The sequence below is a fragment of the Alsobacter sp. genome (assembly GCF_059501845.1).
This window is the reverse complement of sequence record NZ_JCACDK010000018.1, coordinates 622086-640825: the sequence shown is the minus strand read 5'-3', so window position 1 is coordinate 640825 and position 18740 is coordinate 622086. Positions and strand designations below refer to the sequence as shown.

18 protein-coding genes are annotated in these 18740 nt (G+C 69.0%); 3 read left to right on the top strand and 15 right to left on the bottom strand.

The features are described 5' to 3' along the window. Nucleotides 1-114: 114 nt before the first annotated feature. The gene (locus AC5JCN_RS17930) at nucleotides 115-1281 is read right to left on the bottom strand and encodes a dipeptidase (protein WP_495756449.1); all 1167 of its coding nucleotides are present in this window, start codon (nucleotides 1279-1281) and stop codon (nucleotides 115-117) included. A gap of 103 nt (nucleotides 1282-1384) precedes the next feature. Here AC5JCN_RS17930 and AC5JCN_RS17925 point away from each other — a divergent pair, with 103 nt between their 5' ends. Further along, nucleotides 1385-1777, top strand: coding sequence for a response regulator (locus AC5JCN_RS17925; RefSeq protein WP_495756448.1), 393 nt, complete (start codon nucleotides 1385-1387; stop codon nucleotides 1775-1777). Nucleotides 1778-1820: 43 nt separating this feature from the next. Here the strand turns inward: AC5JCN_RS17925 and AC5JCN_RS17920 are convergent, their stop codons facing one another. From AC5JCN_RS17920 to AC5JCN_RS17875, 10 genes are all read right to left on the bottom strand, one after another. Continuing rightward, a complete protein-coding gene (locus AC5JCN_RS17920; protein ID WP_495756447.1) occupies nucleotides 1821-2813 on the bottom strand; it encodes a sensor histidine kinase in 993 nt (330 codons plus the stop codon). Nucleotides 2814-2835: 22 nt separating this feature from the next. Next, complete coding sequence (locus AC5JCN_RS17915; protein ID WP_495756446.1) at nucleotides 2836-3291, bottom strand: response regulator; 456 nt, start codon at nucleotides 3289-3291, stop codon at nucleotides 2836-2838. After that, nucleotides 3291-5507, bottom strand: a complete 2217-nt coding sequence (locus tag AC5JCN_RS17910; RefSeq protein WP_495756445.1) for an ATP-binding protein — start codon at nucleotides 5505-5507, stop codon at nucleotides 3291-3293. The genes AC5JCN_RS17915 and AC5JCN_RS17910 overlap by 1 nt, the downstream gene beginning before the upstream one ends. Continuing rightward, the gene (locus AC5JCN_RS17905; RefSeq protein WP_495756444.1) at nucleotides 5500-6069 is read right to left on the bottom strand and encodes a biliverdin-producing heme oxygenase; all 570 of its coding nucleotides are present in this window, start codon (nucleotides 6067-6069) and stop codon (nucleotides 5500-5502) included. Before AC5JCN_RS17905 ends, AC5JCN_RS17910 begins: the two co-directional genes overlap by 8 nt. Nucleotides 6070-6179: 110 nt before the next feature. After that, on the bottom strand, nucleotides 6180-6563 hold the full coding sequence (locus tag AC5JCN_RS17900; protein WP_495757673.1) for a VOC family protein: 384 nt from the start codon (nucleotides 6561-6563) through the stop codon (nucleotides 6180-6182). Nucleotides 6564-6642: 79 nt separating this feature from the next. Then, on the bottom strand, nucleotides 6643-7125 hold the full coding sequence (locus AC5JCN_RS17895; RefSeq protein WP_495756443.1) for a hypothetical protein: 483 nt from the start codon (nucleotides 7123-7125) through the stop codon (nucleotides 6643-6645). 91 nt (nucleotides 7126-7216) lie between these two features. Beyond that, on the bottom strand, nucleotides 7217-8101 hold the full coding sequence (locus AC5JCN_RS17890) for a Csu type fimbrial protein (RefSeq protein ID WP_495756442.1): 885 nt from the start codon (nucleotides 8099-8101) through the stop codon (nucleotides 7217-7219). Beyond that, nucleotides 8098-10704, bottom strand: coding sequence for a fimbria/pilus outer membrane usher protein (locus AC5JCN_RS17885; protein ID WP_495756441.1), 2607 nt, complete (start codon nucleotides 10702-10704; stop codon nucleotides 8098-8100). Before AC5JCN_RS17885 ends, AC5JCN_RS17890 begins: the two co-directional genes overlap by 4 nt. After that, nucleotides 10679-11392, bottom strand: a complete 714-nt coding sequence (locus AC5JCN_RS17880; RefSeq protein ID WP_495756440.1) for a fimbrial biogenesis chaperone — start codon at nucleotides 11390-11392, stop codon at nucleotides 10679-10681. Before AC5JCN_RS17880 ends, AC5JCN_RS17885 begins: the two co-directional genes overlap by 26 nt. A 9-nt stretch (nucleotides 11393-11401) precedes the next feature. Continuing rightward, nucleotides 11402-11920, bottom strand: coding sequence for a Csu type fimbrial protein (locus tag AC5JCN_RS17875; RefSeq protein WP_495756439.1), 519 nt, complete (start codon nucleotides 11918-11920; stop codon nucleotides 11402-11404). A gap of 323 nt (nucleotides 11921-12243) precedes the next feature. Between AC5JCN_RS17875 and AC5JCN_RS17870 the strand changes: the two genes are divergently transcribed. Beyond that, nucleotides 12244-12426 carry a hypothetical protein gene (locus AC5JCN_RS17870; protein WP_495756438.1) on the top strand — a complete coding sequence of 61 codons (183 nt, stop codon included), beginning with the start codon at nucleotides 12244-12246 and terminating at the stop codon, nucleotides 12424-12426. A gap of 503 nt (nucleotides 12427-12929) precedes the next feature. On the opposite strand, the gene pnp is transcribed toward AC5JCN_RS17870, so the two are convergent. Then, nucleotides 12930-15077 carry a polyribonucleotide nucleotidyltransferase gene (gene pnp / locus AC5JCN_RS17865; protein ID WP_495756437.1) on the bottom strand — a complete coding sequence of 716 codons (2148 nt, stop codon included), beginning with the start codon at nucleotides 15075-15077 and terminating at the stop codon, nucleotides 12930-12932. Between the two features lie 376 nt (nucleotides 15078-15453). Continuing rightward, nucleotides 15454-15723, bottom strand: coding sequence for a 30S ribosomal protein S15 (rpsO, locus tag AC5JCN_RS17860; protein WP_495756436.1), 270 nt, complete (start codon nucleotides 15721-15723; stop codon nucleotides 15454-15456). 283 nt (nucleotides 15724-16006) lie between these two features. Here rpsO and AC5JCN_RS17855 point away from each other — a divergent pair, with 283 nt between their 5' ends. Then, nucleotides 16007-16615, top strand: a complete 609-nt coding sequence (locus AC5JCN_RS17855; RefSeq protein ID WP_495756435.1) for a hypothetical protein — start codon at nucleotides 16007-16009, stop codon at nucleotides 16613-16615. 72 nt (nucleotides 16616-16687) lie between these two features. Here AC5JCN_RS17855 and AC5JCN_RS17850 read toward each other — a convergent pair whose 3' ends face one another. After that, a complete protein-coding gene (locus AC5JCN_RS17850; RefSeq protein WP_495756434.1) occupies nucleotides 16688-17524 on the bottom strand; it encodes an amidohydrolase family protein in 837 nt (278 codons plus the stop codon). 67 nt (nucleotides 17525-17591) lie between these two features. Beyond that, nucleotides 17592-18617 (bottom strand): aldo/keto reductase, encoded by a 1026-nt coding sequence (locus tag AC5JCN_RS17845; RefSeq protein ID WP_495757672.1) that lies wholly within the window; start codon nucleotides 18615-18617, stop codon nucleotides 17592-17594. Nucleotides 18618-18740: the final 123 nt, after the last annotated feature.

The following is an 18740-nucleotide window of genomic DNA, read 5'->3' as shown; positions in this document are numbered from 1 at the left end:
GGGCGCCTCGCGCAATGGATCTTGGCGCGCTCTATACATCGCCTGCGTCGCAGGTTCAATAAAGACATAAAGAAATGTTTATATGCCCCGTTCACCTCGAACGTGGCATGGCCCTCAGGCGTCGTAGTCGGCGGCGTGGCCCACCCTCGCGCTCTCCTCCCGGCGCAGGCGCTCGCCGATGCGCTCGACGGCGCGAAACACGCGCAGGAAGTTGCCGCCCGCCAATGCCGCGAGCGCGTCGTCGGACCAGCCCCTGCGCATCAGCTCGGCGATGAGGTGCGGAAAGCGGCCGACATGCTCCAGCCCCTGCGGCGTCCGCCCGCCGTAAAAGTCGGAGCCGATCCCGACATGGGCGGTGCCGATGCGGTTGGCGATGTACGCGATGTGGTCGCAAACCTGCTCGAGGGTCGTGGCGGGCATGGGCCCGGCGCGGCTGACATGCGCGGTCTCGTCGCCCGCGTTGACCGCCACCTTGCCCCAGGGCTCGCTGATCGGGCGGTACCACTCCCGCGTGCGCTTGCAGATGAAGGGCGGCACGAAGGTCGCCATGACGATCCCGCCCTGGCCGGGAACGCGGTCGAGCACGGCGTCGGGCACGTTGCGGGGGTGGTCGCACAGCGCCCGGGCATTCGAATGCGAGAAGACGACCGGGGCACGGCTGATGTCCAGCACCTGCTCCATCACGGCCGGCGAGACGTGGGCGAGGTCGACCATGATGCCGAGGCGGTTCAGCTCCAGCACCACGGCCCTGCCGAACGCCGTCAGGCCGCCATGGCGGGGCGCGTCGGTGGCGCTGTCCACCCAGTCCAGCGTCTCGTTGTGGCAGAGCGTCATCAGCCGGACCCCCGCCTCGCGCCAGACCCGGAGAGGCGCCAGGCTGTTCTCCAGCCCGACGCCGCCCTCCACCGCCACGATCGACCCGATCAGCCCCTTGCGGCGTGCCCGCGCGACGTCGGCGGCCCGGCGGACGGGAAGGAAGGTGTCGGGGTAGAGGCGCGTCAGTTCGTGGATGATGTCGATCAGTTCAAGCGTGGTGCGTGCCGGGTGTGGCGTGTTCGTCGGCTGGAAGGCGGCCCAGACCTGCGCGCCGACCCGGCCTTGACGCAGGCGGGGGATGTCCGTGTCGTGCTCCTGGTGCGGTCGGGACGGATCCCACGCCGCGACGTCGCCCTTCGCTGTCCGGTCGGCACGGATGACGTAGGGAAGGTCGTTGTGGCCGTCCACGAGCGGCACCCGCTCGAGCAGCGCGATGGCCCGCGCCAGGACGGGATCGTCGGCCATGGGAACACTCCGATTCGGAAAGCGTTGACAACGGTGCGCCGGAAGCGCGGCGCGCGTCCAGACCCGGGAACTTTTGCCGGGGATGATGCGTTGACGCGCCGGTATGGCAACGCTCGACTCCCTCAGGATCCTCGTCGTCGAGGACGAACTCATCATCGCGCTGAATCTCGAGGACATGCTCGCATCCTTCGGCTGCGAAGTCGTCGGCCCGTTCGCGCATATCTCCGAGGCGGAACAGGCGGCGCGGTCCGAGCGCCTCGACGGGGCTCTTCTGGACGTGAACGTCCGTGGCCGGCTGGTCTATCCGGTGGCCGAGATCCTGCTGGCGCGCAAGGTGCCCGTGCTCTTCTGCTCGGGCTATTCCGACACCTCGATCATGCCCGAGCGCTTCGCCCGCGTGCCGCAGATGTCCAAGCCCTACGCCGAGTCCTCGCTGCGCGAGGCAATGCTCCGCGTCTTCGCGCCGCGGCCGCTGGCGGTTCACGCCCAGGGCTGACCAGGCCGCCTCGATGCTGCTGCGGGACGCCGTTTCCGCGCCATCAAGCCAGCGGGAAGGCGAGCTCGCACACCACCCCGTCTTCCCGGAAATCGATCGCCGCGTCACCGTTGAGCTCCATCGCGACGCTGCGCCGGATGAGCGTCGTCCCGAACCCCTTGCGCGACGGCGCCACCACTGGGGGTCCGCCAGCTTCCTGCCAGGTCATGGCGAGGCGCGGCTCGCCGCTTTCGTCCTGCGGGCTCTGCGTCGCCCATGCCAGCGACACGGTTCCGCCCTCGCGGCTCAGCGCGCCGTACTTCGCCGCATTGGTCGCCAGCTCATGCAGGACGAGGGTGATGGTGAGCGCCAGCTGCGGCGGCAGCGGCACGTGCGGTCCCTGCAGCGTGAAGGCGGGAAGCCCGCTGCGGCGGAATGGCCGTAGCGTCTCCTCGACCACCTCGCGCAGATCCATGTCCTCCCAGTTGGACTTCAGCAGCAGGGTGTGTGCGCCGGACAGGGCCTGCAGGCGTCCGAGGAAGGCGGTCTCGAACTCCTTCAGGTCGGAGCTGCGGCGCAGCGTCTGCTGGGCGATGGCGAGCACCATCATCAGCGTGTTCTTCACACGATGACTGAGCTCGGCCACGAGCAGGCGCGTGCGCTGCTCGACCTGTTGCCGGGCATCCTTCTCGCGTGCCTCCGCCAGCGCGCGCTCGACCACCATGGGCAGCCGTCCGAGGCGGGTCTTCACGACATAGTCCGTGGCCCCGTTCTTGAGGGACTCGATCGCGATCTCCTCGCCCAGCATGCCGGACACGAAGATGAAGGGGGTGTCCGCCGCCTTCTCCCGGGCGATGGCGAGAGCCGACAGCCCGTCGAAGGAGGGAAGCGAATAGTCGGACAGGATGAGGTCGGCCCTGCCGTGTTCGAGCGCCGCCTCGAACTCCTCGCGCGTGACCACGCGCTCCAGCACGAACGGGATGCCGGCGCGGCGCAGATACTCGCCGATCAGGTCCGCATCGATCGGGTTGTCCTCCAGCAGCAGGATGTCGACCATCGCGCGAGGTCCTTGCCCCTGCTCAGGGCAGCAGCCGCTGGCCCGGAGGCGGCGGCTCGTTGAGGATGGCCCAGAACATCCCGAGGTCCTGGATGGCCTGGAAGAATTCCTTGAAGTCCACCGGCTTCACCACGAACGCGTTGACGCCCAGCTGGTAGCTGCGCACGAGGTCCCGTTCTTCGCGGGAGGAGGTCAGCATGACGACGGGAACCTGGCGCAGTTGAGGGTCGCCCTTGACGCGCTCCAGCACTTCCAGCCCGTCGACCTTCGGCAGCTTGAGGTCGAGCAGCACGACGGCGGGTTCGCCGGGCGAGCGGGCCGAGAAGCTCCCGCGGCTGTAGAGCCAGTCGAGTGCCTCGGCGCCGTCGCGCACCACGACGATGTCGTTGGCAAGCTGGCATTTCGCGAGGGCCGCCAGCGTCAGCTCGACGTCGCGGGGGCTGTCCTCGACCAGAAGGATAGGGCGCAATTCGGCCATCAGGACGCCTCCTGCGATGATGGTCGCCGCTCGGGAAGAGAGAAGGAGAACCGTGCGCCCGCGCCCGGGGTTCCCTCGGCCCACGCGGATCCCCCGTGGCGCTCGACGATGCGCCTGACATTGGCGAGGCCAATGCCCGTGCCTTCGAACTCCTCCATCCGATGCAGGCGCTGAAAGACGCCGAAGAGCTTGCCGACATAGGCCATGTCGAAACCGACCCCGTTGTCGGTCACATGGACGACGATCTCGCCCTGCCGCTTCTCGGTGGTGATCGAAATGACGGCGGGATCGCGGCCACGCGTATATTTCAGCGCGTTGTCGATCAGGTTCTGCAGGACCTGCCGGAGCAGCGACGGATCGCCGTCGACGGCCGGCAGCGGATCGCGCCGGATCTCGATGTTGCGTCCCTGCAGGTCCGGCGCCGCGAGGCGCAGCACCTCGTCGAGAAGCCTGTCGAGCGACACCGGCGTGGGGCGCAGCGCAATGCGGCCCATCTGCGAGAAGTGGAGCAGGTCGTCGACCAGCCGTCCGGCGGAAAAGGCGGACTGGATGATGTTTTCCAGGTAATGCCGCGACTTCTCGTCGAGCGCGTCCGAGCCCCGCTCGCGCAGCAGCTCGGCATAGCCGACGATGTGCCGGAACGGGGCCCGCAGATCGTGTGACACGGAGTAGGAGAACGCCTCCAGCTCCTTGTTGCTGCGCTCCAGCTCCCGCGTCAGCTGGGCCAGCTGCTCGGCCTTCAGCAGCACGATGTCGAGCAACGCCGCCCGCAGGTCGCGCGCCGCGTCGATCTCCCCGATGCTCCAGGGTTCCGAGGTGAGACTTACGGTCTCCTTCCAGGTCTCGAACGAGACCCGCGGATTGATGCGTCCGGTTTCCGGCGATGGCTCGTTCTTCCGAGGATCGCCGCCCCAGTTCACCGTCCTGATCACCTCCGGGCGGAACCACAGCACGTAGCTCGCATGGATCTGCGACATGCCGACGGCCAGCAGCCCGCTCGCCGTGTCCCTGAAGCGCTCCGATTCAGGATAGTCCTGCGGCAGGGAGTGGGTGGCGAACACCTCCGTCTCACCGCGCGTCTCCAGCCATGCGGCGAGATCGCGGATGTCGGGCTCCGCCGGTGTCACGCCCACGCAGATGCAGCGATCGTCCGTGATCACCGCTGCTCCGGCCGCGCCTGTCAGCGCCATCAGGTCGGTTCCGACATCGGTCAGGCCGTCGAGGAAGTTCGTCGCCGCGGCCATGGCGGTGAGAAGCCGGGCATGGATGGCCTGCCGGCTCACCCTGTCGGCGGCGCGCGCGTAGAGCTGCTGGCCGGCAAGGCGCATGGCGACGATCTGGCCGACGAAGTCGCAGGCACCGCGCACGGCGGGGGAGGTGAGCCGCGGCTCGCGGCTGTGGCACGCAATGAGCCCCCAAAGCTGCCCGGCGAGCACGATGGAGATCGACATGGACGCGCCTGTGCCCATGTTGCGCATGTATTGCAGGTGCACCGGGGAGACGCTGCGCAGTGCCGCGGCCGACAGGTCGAGCGGGCCATCCACGCCGGGCGCCGCCAGGACGGGAACAGGTGCGTAGTGCGCCGACGGGATCTGCCGGAGACGGTTGGTCCGGTAAAGATCGCGCGCCTGCGCGGGAATGTCGGAGGCGGGGAAACGCAGTCCGGAATAGGACGGCAGGGCGTCGTTGCGATCCTCCGCGAGGACGGTGCCGTTCCATTGGTCGTCGAACCGGTAGAGCAGCACGCGGTCGAAACCCGTCAGCGCCCTGACGCTACGGGTCGCGGCCTCGCCGATCTCCTCGAACGTCGCAGATGCCTGCAGGCTCTCGGCCAGCCGGCGGGCCTGCGCATAGATCGATTCGACATGGGCGTGCGGCTCGAACTCCTCGAACTCCACCAGAACGGCCTGCTCGCCGCGGCGCACGGCCACGCACCAGGACTTTCCGGCGGCCTCGATCTCGTGAGAGGTGTCTGCGGCCTCGTCGATGTCGAGGCGCAGGACCGCCGCGGCAGGAGCGTCGTCGGCAACGGGGTGGCCGAGGGCCTGCGCAGGCGGGCACCCGAGCAGCGGCCCGGCATTGGCGCTGGCCCAGAGCACGCGGCCATCGGCCGGATCGAGCCCCAGCAGCACTCCGTGCGGCTGGATGTTGCCCGGCACCCGGATGGGTTCGCGGGCGCAGACCTCGAGGATGTCGCTGTCGAGGGCGTCAGACATGCGAGCCCCGGACACGCGTTTCGCATGGGGAGAGCCAGCTGTGCAGGGCGCCAAACGTCGACAGGGCGGCCTCCACGACGGCCGGAGCTGCAGGCTGCGGAAGAGCCGCGAGGCGCGCCCGCATCTCTTGCCAGCGGCGGCCGGTATCGGCTCCGTAGCCCGTGAAGTAGGCCGTCGGTCCCCCCGGCGGGAAGCCGAACAAGGCGTCGACGTGGCGCCTGATGACCTGGCCCCCCAGCGTCGAACCCTCCAGGACATAGAGCGAGCCCAGCGCGGCGTCGGGGCCTGCCATAGCGGGCAGCCCGGTGCAGGCGGGACCCGGCCGCAGGCCGAGGGTCATGAGGTCCCGCGCGAGCAGATGCAGCTTCCGGCGCGGCTCGAAGAAGGCCGGCTCGTCCAGCGCCGCCGCGACGGCGGGTTCCCATGTTGAGAAGAATCCATGCATGCGCGTCAGCAGGGTTCCGTACGCCTCGAGGCTCAGATCCGCCCGGGTGAGCCCGAGATCCCGCTCGATCCTGTCGTGGGCGTCCCTCGTCTCCGCCTTCAACCTGTCGAGCAACATCGGTCCATCACGGGCATGCGGGATCACTGGCCGACCCTGCGTGGCCCGGAAACAACGTGCGGTGACTTGAGGAGTTCCGTTGGCAGTGAGGCTATCTGTTCCGCGGCCGTTTATCCGTGGTGGCAGACGGCCTCGACATTGTGCCCGTCGGGATCAAGCACGAACGCGCCGTAGTAATGCGGATGATAATGCGGCCGAAGGCCCGGCTCGCCATTGTCGATCGCACCGGCGCCGATCGCGGCAAAATAGAAGTCGTCCACCTCGGCCGGGCTGTCGGCCATGAAGGCGATATGCAGGCGCCCCTTGATGGGGTCGCCGTCGCTGATCCAGAAGGACGGCTTTCCCGGAGGCCCGAAGCCGGCATGGTTGCCCGCGCCGCTCTGCTCGGCCGTCACCTCCATCACCAGCCCGAAGCCGAGCGGCTTGAGGACGCGGAGATAGAACTCCTTCGACCGAGCGTAGTCGGAGACGGTGAAGCCGATATGGTCGATCATCACGAAAGCAGCCTGCACCGGCACATCGCCGGCGCCGTCATCCTAGACGCCGCTCGCCACCGGGGTCCAGCAGGGCGCCTCAGGGCTGCTGAGGCGAGGTTGCCGGCGGGTTGGGCGAGGAGGGGGCCGTATCCGACCCGCCCGCCTGGCCGCGCCCCGAGCCGCGGGCCTTGTCCATCAGCAGGATGGTGGCCTCGACGCAGTCGCGCATCGTCTCGCCCCGGCCGCACTGCACGGCAAGGCGAACGTCACCGGAGCGCAGCATGAACCGCGCACCACCGCCGAAGCGGCTCATGGAGCCCTCCTCCGGCCTGCCGTGCCGGGCGCCTTCGTCACGGTCGCCGCCACCGTCGCGGCCGGCACTGTCCCAGCGGCGGTGATGGCCCTGCCAGGACTGCTCGTCCCGGTTGCCGTCGTCGCCCCGTGTCCAATGTCCGGAATCCTGGTCGTCCATCTCCATCCAGCCGGAGCTGCGGTCACCCGAGGACTGGGCATGGGCTGCGGGCCCGGAAAAAGCTGCGAGCACGGCGGCGGTTGCCGCGAGAAGAGGAAAGCGGAGCATCTGCGTCTCCCTGGGAGCTGGGTGGCGCAGCCCTCCCGGGCCGCGCCGTCACCGATCCAACTCTCCCGGCCCGGGCCCGTTCCGCGCCGCCTTAATACGTTACCGTGACCACGACCTCGTCCCGGTACTGGCCGGGCGCCGGCCGTGGCGACGGCATCACGACCTTGCCGAAGACCGTAAACCGTTGTGCCGCCGCGGTGCCTGTCGCTGCGACATCCGATGCCGCTTCGGAGCCCCAGGGCTGCGAATGGCGGGGATCGCGGAACAGGCCGTAGGGCAGAACTCCGCCCTGTCCGCGCATGGCGCGGGTCCCGTTGGCGAACGCCAGCCCGTTCCCGAGACCGATCCGGTAGGGCACGGCATCTCGCGTGCAGGTGACCGTGAGAACACCCTGCGCCACAGCCTCCTTCGCGTCGGGTTCGATGACCCCGAAGTCGACATGGCGGGCGATGTCCAGGGTGCATCGCTTGACCACCTCGGCGCTCGCCCTCAGCGTTCCCGTGGCGGAAATGCCTCCGGGGCAGGTCGCGCTGCCGATCGGGATGGACGCCGTGTAGGAGCCCGCCAGGATCTCGCCGCGCGCCGTCACGACCTGCGCATAGAGCGGCAAGGTGGCCGATCCCTGACCCGCGGTGGTGGTGCTGACCTGCAGCGTCGTCGGCGTGGACTGCGCGAATCGGTCGGTTGAGGCCATGTCCGTGTACGCCTCGAACGCGAAGGGACCCGGCCCCGAGATCTGGAGCGGGCGCCCTATCGGGCCGATGCAGACCGTATAGGCCGTGTCCGGCGCGCCGCCGGTGCACTCGACCCTGGCGCTGCCGGCCGCCGTCATGGTGGTGCCGGACGTCGTGTCCAGCTGCCCGAAGGCAAGGTCGGCCGTCACCGTGCAGGCCGGGTTCGCCCATGCCGGCCCGCTTCCCGGCCAGACGAGCAGCAGGAGGACGATCGCGATCGCCTGTGCGGCCCGGGGCCTCACGGCAGCCCACCGCGCAGCACCGGGCGCCGGCCCGGTGGCGGCTTGACAGACCCTGTTTCCGGAACGTCGGCAGTGTCCGGCTCCGGGGCAGGCGCCACCGGCGCCACCAGGACACACGCGACGGGCCCGATCGTGGCTGCCGCTCCGTCAGCGGATTGTTCGGAGGCGAAGCTCGCCTGGCACGTGCGCCCGTCCGGCAGGGTCAGCGTGGCCTCGTTCTGGGCGGAAAGGCCGACGAGATAGGCCTGGCCGTCATAGCCCACGACGAAAGCGAGCGATCCGACGATGCCGTTCGACCCCGCGGGAACCGGCTCTCCGTCCTCGCCCACGAAAGTCACCAGGGACCCGGCGGAGGCCGGCATGGTGGCGAAGTCGATCAGCACCCCCGATTGCGGCAGGGGGACAGCGCTGCCCTCCGTCTGTCCGGCGACGATGTCCGGCGGCAGTCTCTCGACATCGATGGCGACGCGGTTGTCGAAGCCGGGCACGAGCCCCGGCACAAGCAGGTTGCCGGTGAAGTCCGTGGTCCCGACCATTCGGTTGGAAAGCATGACCGGAATGCCGGGCGCCCCTCCCCGGACGATGGCGAAGGCGCCGTCGGTCCTGCGGCCCGCGGCAAAGCTGGTCCCGACCCAGGCGAGCGAGCCGTCCAGCCCGGCCCGCGCCACGCGCTGGGCCCCGAAGGCGTCGAGCCCTGCCTCCATCCTTCCGTAGCGCCCGACATAGGTAAGCCCGCCTGACCCGGCGCGGCCTGCTCCCGCCTCGTCGCCGCGCACACGGAAGCCGAACGAGCCCTCCTCGTCGCGCGCCAGCTTCGTCGCGCTGACCCCGCCGGTCACTTGACCGCCATCCCAGACGGCGGAGGTGCTTGCCCCGTAGTCGCCGAGAAAGGCGGAGAGGCCGAACGTCACGCCCGTCGACGCTTCGCGCCCCCAATCGCGCCATGCGGATGCGTACAGCGTGACGTTTCGGCCGATGGACTGGCTGTAGCCTGCGGTGAGCAGATGGGAAGCCGGAATCCCCTTGCGGTTCACATGCACGTAGCCGAAGGAGACGAGGCTGCCCGGCACGGGGCCTTCGAGACTGGCGCTGGCCTGGTCGAGGGCTCTCGGCACGCGAAAGAGAGCCATGTCCGTGGCCGCCGGGGCCGCCGTCGCATCCCAGCTCCAAAGGCCGAATGGCCCCTTGTGCCCGGCCGGATGCGACAGCACCGAGGCGAGGTCTTCGTACGAGCCGAGGCGGCGCTGCGTCGAGCCGGAGAGAACCAGCGGGCCCACCCGCGTCTGGAACGCCAGGTAGGGCAGGAACCCTGAGCGTCCCCCATAGCGGCTGCCTTGTCCGGCCAGCGTCAGCACGGCCCTGTCGAACAGGTTGACCGAGACCCCGGCCCCGGCGCTGCGAAGCCCTGCGCCGGCCTCGCCATAGGCCTGCACGGTCAGCCAGTCGGCGACGCCGGCCCGCAGCGCGCCGCTGGCGACGGGATCGGCGGCGTAGGCGAAGTTCTCCCGCCCGTAGCCATAGCGGGGATAACCGCCCTGAGCGGAGTACTCTACGATCCCGGCGCGCAGCAGCACCGGGGCGGTGTAGAACGGCAGCGGCGTGCGGACCTCGCGCCCCGTTACGTCGCGCGTGACCACCTCGGCGAGGCCCGAGCCGGAAAGGCCGGGCACGCTGGCGATGGCATAGGGGCCGGCCGGCACGTCCTGCGAGAAGGTGCGGGTTCCGTTGACGAAGACGTCGACCGTGGTGGGCACGGCCGCCGTACCCGACAGCACGGGCAGCGCGCTGGTGACGATGTCGGGCCGCAGGCCATAGTCGCGGCCGCCCTGAACGCCGGCGAGCCGAACGGGCCGTGCCCAGGGAGGCCCGGGGGTCACCACGTCCCCCGCCATGGCAGAGAACGGGATCGAGGGATCCTGCCACGCATAGGTGGAATCGAGCCGGACGGCGCGGGCCGGTGCATCGAGGGCGCGGGTGGCGAAGCCGGTCTGGCGCAGGACGCCCCATGGCGAAAACGCTCTCGCGTCGAGAGCCAGGCTCGCCTCTGCCGAGCCCGGCCGCAGCGTCAGGCGGGTGGCGTCGGCATAGCCATACGCCGAATAGTCGAGGGCCGCGCCCCAGTCCGAGCGCGCCGGCAGCAGCGTTTGCGGAGCCTCTGCCGCGCCGGTGAACGGCATCAGCAGGTCGAAGGGCGCATCCAGCACCACACGCTGGCCCGGAACGTCGTAGAGGTAGATGAGCCCGGGAAGGTCGCCGAGACGGACCGGCGCGTCCGCGCCGAGGGGGCCCGGAGGCTTGATGCCGACGCTGCGCAGATCCGCCGCGCTGGCGGAAAGCCCGCCCTCCGGCAGCTCCCGGAACTCGCCAACCAGCCCGGTGTCGCGGCCGTTCAGCACCACGGCGAGCTGCAGGGGCATGCCCTCGTCCGCGGAGGGCGGCGACAGGGTTCCCGCGGGGTCCTCGGAAGGCCTCAGCTCGAGCGGTTCGTCCGGCAGATCGCCGGAGACGCCGGCGGAAAGGGTCGGTGAGCCCGCGAGCGCCAGCCATGCGGCGAACGCCGCACCGGCAAGGCGAAGCTCAGCGCTGCAGCGCGACGACGGCATCGAAAGGCCCAGCCTCCGTCTCGCCGCTGATGCGCACGGCGCCTCCGAACCCGGCCGGCACGGGCCGGCTCCACGCCATCGTGCCGCCGGCCAGCGCGTAGCCGAGCAGTCCCTCCGCGAAGACGACCGACCTGCCGCCGGCGCTCGCCTTGACGGACGACAGCCGGGCGCGGCGGCCACCCGAATTCACCGCTCGGATCTCGATCTGCCCGCCCGAGAGGCGCGCCGACCACGCAAGGCGCGGCGGCTGCCCGTTTCCTCCGGCAAAGACGGGTATCGAGTAGCGCAGGAGCATCGTCACGGCGCCTGCCGGGGCCCGGTCGGCCTGCGGCAGCTCATCCACGAGGAGCCGGTAGGCGCGCTCCGGTCCCGAAGCCGCGCCGCGCGAGACGAGGCGGACCGTATAGCTCGCTCCCGGCGCGAGCCGGGCCTGCGGCGGGGAGGCGGCAATGTCGAAGGCGGGAAGCAACGCTTCCCGCCCGTCGTTCTGCGCCCACTGGAAAACCCGGACCTGGACGGGCAGCGTGGCCTGCCCCGCCGCCTTCAGCGTCAGGGTCGTGGCCGGCGACGCGCCGAACTCGACCGTTGTCGGCGCGACCTGCAGTGAGCCGCCCATCGCCGGGCTGGCCAGGATGCAGGCAGCTGAGATTGCCGGGGCGGCCGCGGATTGCGCCCATTTGAGCAGCATGGGCGTCGCTCAGAAGTCGACCGTGATCGTGACGGTATCCGAGTAGGGACCGGCGTCGGGGCTGCTGCCCTGGGGAAAAGGGCCTGTCATCTTGCCATAGATGGGATACCTGACTTGTGCGCCGGTTCCAGTGGCGGAAAGACTGGACCACTCGCCAGTATCTTGGTCCCCCCAGACCTGTGTCATCCTGGCGTCTTTATAGAGTGAGTATGTTATGCCCTTGGAAAGGTCATTGTAGATGAGCCGTCTCGCATAGACGGTTGCCGCGCCAGCTTCGCCCTTTCCCAGTTGAATCTTGAACGGCCGGTCGGACGGGCAGGTGACGGCGATGGCCCCGGTCGCGGCCTGGCCGTTGACCCTGGCTGGATCCACGACGCCGAAGCTCACCGGCGCCACGCTGTTGATCACGCAGCTCGAGCTGACCGTGGCGCTGACGCTCAGCACGGCCGTCGCGGTTTCGGCCAACGCTGGTGCGGCCCCGGAAACGACAACATACGACGCAAGCAGCGCGGCAATCACGTTACGCATGGCTCAAAGACCTTCTGAAAGCGATACCTGAAAAACGACGCAAGCAAACGCGCCCTGCGCACCGATGCCGAGACAGGCGTCCAGTTTCGACTGGCACCCTCTCACCGGCAGGCTTCGCGCCGTGAGCCTCTGCCCCGCACCCCTGAAAGGGAGCGGGCAGCGGCGGTTGCGCGCCGGTTTTCAACGGCTCACCCGACGATTCGGCCGCCGCAAAAAGCGGCTGCATCGCTGAGCCGAATAGACTGCAGGTTCGCCATTGTTTCAAGTTCTATTCAAACTGGTGGTAAAGCCGGATGGTTACTGGTCATCAATCAGAAATCGTAGTGCTTAACATGCGCGTACTGGAGTTGTGCCCGTCGCCGTACCTCCGCAGCACCTGCGACCTGCGCGACGTCGCACGGGCGCGGCTCGCCACCGAGGCGCGGGATCCCGTATCCCAGGTGGGAGAGGGGACGCGCGAGCGCTTCATGACGCGCGAGCTCATCGTCGCCGGCGGACCTCACTGAAAAGGCGCGGGGAACCCCTCTCCCGGGTGGGCTAGGGGCAGGGGTGAGGGACCGTCCGGCCGGACAGTCGCGCTGAAGGCTACTCCCAAGCCAGCGTCAACCGTCCGGCGATCCTCCCGGTCTGCCCTGCCGACACTCTGCCCGGTGCATCCCTCACCCCTGCCCCTCTCCCGAATCGGGAGAGGGGACGCGCGAGCGCTTCATGACGGGCGAGCTCACCGGCGCCGGCGGACCTCACTGAAAAGGCGCGGGGAACCCCTCTCCCGGGTGGGCTAGGGGCAGGGGTGAGGGACCGTCCGGCCGGACAGTCGCGCTGAAGGCTACTCCCAAGCCAGCGTCAACCGTCCGGCGATCCTCCCGGTCTGCCCTGCCGACACTCTGCCCGGTGCATCCCTCACCCCTGCCGACGCGTTTCAAGGACGGGTGGGCGCAACAAAAAACCCCTCCCGCCTGGGCGAGAGGGGTCGTTGCTGTTTGCGAGGCTCAGGAGGAACGGGCGGGGATCACTCCCCGGCGGCGGCCTCGGGCTCGGCCTTCTGCTTCTTCTCCAGGTCCTCGCCGGTGGTCTGGTCGACGACCCGCATGGAGAGGCGGACCTTGCCGCGCTCGTCGAAGCCGAGCAGCTTCACCTTCACCTTGTCGCCTTCCTTGACGACGTCGGTGACCTTGGCGACGCGCTGGGAGGCGAGCTGGCTGATGTGGACGAGGCCGTCCTTGGCGCCGAAGAAGTTCACGAAGGCGCCGAAGTCGGTCGTCTTCACCACGGTGCCGTCATAGATCACGCCGATCTCGGGCTCGGAGGCGATGGACTTGATCCAGTTCAGCGCCGCCGTGATCGAGTTGAGATCCGAGGAGGCCACCTTGACGGTGCCGTCGTCGGAGATGTCGATCTTGGCACCGGTCTTCTCGACGATCTCACGGATGACCTTGCCGCCCGAACCGATGACCTCGCGGATCTTGTCGGTCGGGATCTTGATCGTCTCGATGCGCGGCGCGTACTGGCCGAGCTCCTGGCGGGCGCCGGACAGGCCCTTCGCCATCTCGCCGAGGATGTGCAGGCGGCCGCCCTTGGCCTGGTCGAGCGCGACCTGCATGATCTCCTCGGTGATCCCCGCGATCTTGATGTCCATCTGCAGCGAGGTGATGCCGTTCTCGGTGCCGGCGACCTTGAAGTCCATGTCGCCGAGATGGTCCTCGTCGCCCAGGATGTCGGAGAGCACCGCGTAGCGCTCACCTTCCAGGATCAGGCCCATGGCGATGCCCGCCACCGGGGAGCGCAGCGGCACGCCGGCGTCCATGAGGGCCAGCGAAGAGCCGCAGACCGTCGCCATTGACGACGAGCCGTTCGACTCCGTGATCTCCGAGACGAGGCGGATCGTGTAGGGGAACTCGTGGTGGGGCGGCAGCATCGGGTGCAGCGCGCGCCAGGCGAGCTTGCCGTGGCCGATCTCGCGGCGCCCGGGCGAGCCCATGCGGCCGGTCTCGCCGACGCTGTAGGGCGGGAAGTTGTAGTGCAGGAGGAACGTCTCCTTGTAGGTGCCCTCCAGCGAGTCGATGAACTGCTCGTCATCGCCGGTGCCGAGCGTCGCGACCACGAGGGCCTGCGTCTCGCCGCGGGTGAAGAGGGACGAGCCGTGCGCGCGCGGCAGGATGCCGGCTTCCGCGACGATCGGACGAACCGTGCGGACGTCACGCCCGTCGATGCGCTTGCCGGTGTCGAGAATGTTCCAGCGCACGATCTTGGCCTCGGCGTCCTTGAAGACGCCGCCGACGAGGATCTTGTCGAGGGGGTTCGCGGCGCCCTCGCCGCAGAGCGCATCCATGACCTTGGCCTTGGCGGCGGCAATCTTTTCCTGCCTCGCCATCTTGTCGGGCGTGGTGAAGGCGTCGCGCAACTCGGCCTCGACGAGGCCCATGATCTTCGCCTCGATCTCGGAATGATCGGGGGTCTGGAAGTCGCGGGGCTCCTTGGCGGCCCGCTCGGCCAGCTTGATGATGGCATCGAGAACGGGCTGGAAGCCCTTGTGGCCGTGCATGACGGCCTGCAGCATCACGTCCTCGGCCAGCTCCTTGGCCTCGGACTCGACCATCAGCACCGCGTCGGCCGTGCCGGCGACGACGAGATCGAGCTGGCTGTCGGCCATCTCGGCGATGGTGGGGTTGAGGCGGAGCTGGCCGTTGATGTAGCCGACGCGGGCCGCGCCGACCGGGCCCATGAAGGGCACGCCGGAGAGCGTCAGGGCGGCCGAGGCGGCCACCATGGCGACGATGTCGGGATCGTTCTCGAGGTCATGCGACAGCACGGTCACGATGACCTGCGTCTCGTTCTTGTAGCCGTCGACGAAGAGCGGGCGGATCGGGCGGTCGATGAGGCGGGAGACCAGCGTCTCCTTCTCGGTCGGCCGGCCCTCGCGCTTGAAATATCCGCCGGGGATGCGGCCGGCCGCGAAGGCCTTTTCCTGATAGTTGACGGTGAGGGGGAAGAAGTCGATCCCCGCCTTGGGCGTCTTGGCGGACACCACGGTGGCGAGCACGGTCGTCTCGCCATAGGTGGCGAGCACGGCGCCGTCGGCCTGGCGGGCGATGCGGCCCGTCTCCAGCGTCAGCTTGCGGCCGGCCCAGGTGAGCTCCACGCGTTGAATGTCGAACATCGGCGTCTGTCTTTCTTTTGTCGGCCGGCCGACGCCATGAGCAAGACGGCGAGAGGCTTCCCCGGTACGCGGGAGGGAAAGCATCCGGCGATCCTGCCATGAGCGCCAGGCCGGGCCGGTGGAGGCGACGGGCACCATGCCTGCCGTCCTCGGTGTGTCCGGCGCAGGATCCGGGCCTTCCGGCCGGGAGGGATGCTGCGCCTTCGGCCGCAGGGCGCCCGGATGTCCGGCGTGCTGCGGCGGTGGGTCGGGCGGGAGCCCGCGCGCGGCCTTCAGGATGCTGCGGCGAGGCGGCGGCCGCGCGCCTCCTGGCCGGATCGGAGCGGCCGCGTGCGTCGCGGCCGCGCATGCGTGCGGGGCTTCTTGCCCCGGAGCGTCAGCGGCGGATGCCGAGACGCTCGATCAGCGAGCGGTAGCGCGCCTCGTCCTTGCCCTTCACGTAGTCGAGCAGCGACCGGCGCTGCGAGACCAGCTTGAGCAGGCCGCGGCGGGAGTGGTTGTCCTTGGCGTGGGTCTTGAAGTGCTCGGTCAGGTTGACGATGCGCTCGGTGAGGATCGCGACCTGGACCTCGGGCGACCCCGTGTCGCCGGACTTCAGGGCATATTCCTTCACGAGCGCCTGCTTGCGCTCAGCCGTGATCGACATCGGATGATCCTTTGTTGGGGTTTTTGGAAGGGCCGCGCCGGGATGTCGTCCAGCATGGTCCATGAGATCGCCGGAATAGAGTCCGAGCGACGCGCGGACGTATACACGAAACGGCGGGGAAGGCTAGAGGGACACGCTGGCGGGGGGCTGAAGGGCGCTGATCCCTCCCGTGCGGCAACAGCCGTCGCGGCCAGCGCATGACGCCGCTTCCGTCGCGCGAGGCCCGCCCTTGCGGCGGCGAGACGTGGCGGTACGATGCCGGCTTTCAATGACCGGCCCTTTCATGCTTCGCCATTCCTGTCTGAGCCTCGCATTGCTCGCCGCCACAACCCTGAGCGCCGGCGCCTATCCCGACACGTCATGCGAGGACGACGAGAGGAAATGCCTCGCCGTGCTCGGTTCGAACGCGAAGCGCAGCGGCGATCGCCTCAGCTTCCGGCTCGGCAATGGACATGGCGTGACATTGAAGGACACTGACTTGTCTCGCTGTGACGAGCTTTGTTACAGCTACTTGCTCGAAGGAATTCATAGTGGGTTCGTGATCATCAGAAAAATATACCAGATCGGAGGCCAAGGCATTCTGATCCGAATGCAAGATGGTTTCAGGATCAATCTCGTTGGCGCTGCGGTTTCATCTGCAACCGGGAGGCGTTTCGTCGTGGAGCCTAACGGCCAGGACGATCCCACGACGATTTACCGCTTCAATGGCGGGAAGGTGGAAGTGGAGTACACTTTCCCAAAGAACATGGAAAAAGATAACTTCGTACCTTATTCCTGGCGCGGCGATGACATCGTCGTCGTTCCGTGCGTGGACGGTCGAGACGGGACGATCAGCGAGACGACGATCACCTTCGCGAACGGCAGATGGACGCCCCAGAAAAGCTGCAACTGAGCGGCGGGTCAAATCGTCCCGCGTGACAGCTTGCCGGCCCGGTGAGGCCGCCCCCGATCGGCGGCAGCAACCCTACACCGGCAACCGGTAGAACGCGGCCGCGGTGCCGCCGAAGATGGCGAGCTGTTCTCCCGCGCTGCACGCCGTCACGAGGTCGGCGGCCGTGTTGACCCAACGCTGGTAGGAGGACGCCAGCGTCACATAGGGCCAGTCCGAGCCCCACATCAGCCGGCCGGGCCCGAACGTGTCGAGCAGATGGTCGACGCTGGGCTGCAGTGCCTCCGCCGTCCAGCCTGCGCCCAGCAGGGTGACGAGGCCGGAGAGCTTGCACAGCGCGCCGGAGTGGCGGGCGATACGGGCGATGTCGCGTGCCCAGTCATCCGTGTCGCCGTCGCGCAGCGGTGGCTTCCCGGCGTGGTCGATGACGACGCGAAGCCCGGGGTGGCGCTCGATGAGCCGAAACAGGGCGGGCAGGTGGGCCGGGCGTACCAGCGCCTCCAAGGCGAGGTCGTGGGCGACGAGCGCCCGGAAGGCCCAGTCCAGCTCCGGCCGCAGGATCCATTCGGGATCCGGCATGTCCTGCACCATGGCCCGGAAGCCCTTCAGCCGGGGGTGCCGGGCGAGACGGTCGAGCGCGTCGAGATGGCCGGGATCGGCGAAGTCGACCCAGCCGACGACGCCCAGCACCCAGGGCGTGGCATCGGCGATGCCGAGCAGGTACTCGGTCTCCGCCACGCTGGGCGCGCACTGGATGGCCACGGTGCCCTGCACCCCCGCCGCCTCGAGCAGGGGCGCGAGATCCTGGGCACCGAAGGGCCGGTACAGGCCGGCGAGCTCCGGCGTTAGCCAGCCATAGTCGCCCCGGCGAGGGTTCCAGAAATGCTGGTGGGCGTCGATTCGGCTGGTCATGCCGGGACCCTCCTGCCGGATTGCGGCCCGCCGATGACGGGGGCCGGCACCGGCAGTGCGGAACCCGTCAGCCGGGAACGGGCGCGTCCTGGCGCATCAGGCCCTGCGCCTTCAGGTCGCTCCACAGCGAGGCCGGGATGCGCACCCGCATGTTGGCCGCGTTGCGCCTGACCTCGTCGGGCCTCGCGCCGCCCGGGATTACGCTGACGACGGCGGGGTGACCGAGCGGGAAGGCGAGCGCCGCCTCGGCCAGCGCCACGCCGTGCGACTGGCAGACCTTCTGCAGCCGCGCGGTACGCTCCAGGATCTCCGGCGGGGCGGGATCGTAATTGTAGAAGGAGCCGGGGCGGGGACCGGTGGCGAGAATGCCGGAGTTGTAGGGCCCGCCGAGCAGGATGCCGATGCCGCGTTCCGTGCAGAGCGGCAGGAAGCTGTCGAGGGCCTCCTGTTCGAGCAGCGTATAACGCCCTGCCAGCAGGAACAGGTCGAAGTCGCCCTGCCGGGCCAGCGCCTCGGCGACCTGCCATTCGTTGATCCCGCCGCCGATGGCCTTGATCACGCCTGAGGAGCGCAGTTCGACGAGGGCGCGGTAGCCGCCCTCCATGAACTCGCGGATGCGCGCGTCCGAGGCCTCCTTGCTGCCATGGGTGAAGATGTCGACGTCATGGCACAGCACGATGTCGATCGCGTCCACGCCGAGCCGCTCGAAGGAGATCTCGAGCGACCGCATCACGCCGTCATAGGAGTAGTCGTAGACCTCCTTGCGCGACGGGGTCTCGAAGAACTTCCCCTGGCCGGTCCGCTGCGCCGGCGGGCACACGTTCAGCAGGCGCCCGACCTTCGTCGACAGCACGAAGGGGTTGCCGCGCTTGCGGCGCAGAAAAGGGTTGAGCCGGGATTCCGCCAGGCCCAGCCCGTAGAGCGGAGCCGTGTCGAAGTAGCGGCAACCCACGTCCCAGGCAGCCTCGAGCGTCGCCTCGGCCTCTTCGTCGGGAACCGCCCGGTAGAGGTTGCCGAGAGGCGCGGTTCCGAACCCCAGTTCCGTAAACGTGATCGTGGCGCCGGAGCGCGACGTGAACTGACGCGTTCCCATGGAAGCGGCCGTAGCCATGTCGTTCCTCTCATTCGAAGGGCCGGTGCGGGATCGCGCCCGGCGGCGAGCGGGTTCCGGCCCGGCGCGCGGCATGATAGGGACCAACGGACCACGCCAACAAGC